The following is a 1,267-nucleotide window of genomic DNA, read 5'->3' on the forward strand; positions in this document are numbered from 1 at the left end:
ACGGCCGAACGCGAGGGCCGCACCATCACCCCCCTCATCACCCGGCTCAACGCGATCCGCCGCGAGAACCCCGCCCTGCGACAACTGCGGAATCTCCACTTCCACCCCACCGACAAGGAGTCGGTGATCGCGTACTCGAAGAGGAGCGGATCGAACACGGTTCTGGTGGTCGCCAACCTGGACCCGCACCACACCCAGGAGGCCACGGTCTCGTTGGACATGCCGCAACTCGGCCTGGACTGGCACGAGTCCCTGCCGGTGCGCGACGAACTGACCGGCGAGACCTATCACTGGGGCAGGGCGAACTACGTGCGCCTCGAGCCGGGCCGCCGGCCCGCGCACGTACTGAGCGTCCTGCGACCGTCCAACCCGCAGATCGGAGGGTCACCCATAAAATGATCGTCAACGAACCCGTCCCGGACACCTTCGAGGACACCCCCGCCAAGGACCGGGACCCGGAGTGGTTCAAGCGCGCGGTCTTCTACGAGGTCCTGGTCCGCTCGTTCCAGGACAGCAACGGCGACGGCGTCGGCGACCTCAAGGGCCTGACAGCCAAACTGGACTACCTCCAGTGGCTGGGTGTCGACTGCCTCTGGCTGCCGCCGTTCTTCCAGTCCCCGCTGCGCGACGGCGGCTACGACGTCTCCGACTACACCGCCGTGCTGCCGGAGTTCGGCGACCTCGCCGACTTCGTGGAGTTCGTCGACGCCGCCCACCAGCGCGGCATGCGGGTCATCATCGACTTCGTCATGAACCACACCAGCGACCAGCACCCGTGGTTCCAGGAGTCGAGGAAGGACCCCGACGGGCCCTACGGCGACTACTACATGTGGGCCGACGACGACAAGCAGTACGAGGGCGCCCGGATCATCTTCGTGGACACCGAGGTCTCCAACTGGACCTTCGACCCGGTGCGCAAGCAGTACTTCTTCCACCGGTTCTTCTCCCACCAGCCGGACCTCAACTACGAGAACCCGGCGGTGCAGGAGGAGATCCTGTCGGCGCTGAAGTTCTGGCTGGACCTGGGCATCGACGGCTTCCGGCTGGACGCCGTGCCCTACCTCTACGCGGAGGAGGGCACCAACTGCGAGAACCTTCCGGCGACGCACGAGTTCCTCAAACGGGTGCGCAAGGAGATCGACGCGCAGTACCCGGACACGGTGCTGCTGGCGGAGGCCAACCAGTGGCCGGAGGACGTCGTCGACTACTTCGGCGACTTCCGCAGCGGCGGCGACGAGTGCCACATGGCCTTCCACTTCCCGGTCAT

General features: G+C 66.1%; 2 protein-coding genes. Both read left to right on the plus strand.

What is annotated here, in order from left to right; translation table 11 throughout:
• Positions 1-399, plus strand: a 399-nt coding sequence (locus ACFYR0_RS37770) for a DUF3459 domain-containing protein (RefSeq protein WP_389338925.1), incomplete at its 5' end; no start/stop codon positions are given.
• Positions 396-1,267 (plus strand): alpha-amylase family glycosyl hydrolase (locus ACFYR0_RS37775; RefSeq protein WP_389338928.1); only part of this gene is annotated, 872 nt, incomplete at its 3' end. The genes ACFYR0_RS37770 and ACFYR0_RS37775, both read left to right, overlap by 4 nt.

Origin of the sequence: Streptomyces sp. NPDC005017 (assembly GCF_042873115.1) — a bacterium.
Lineage (GTDB): Bacteria > Actinomycetota > Actinomycetes > Streptomycetales > Streptomycetaceae > Streptomyces.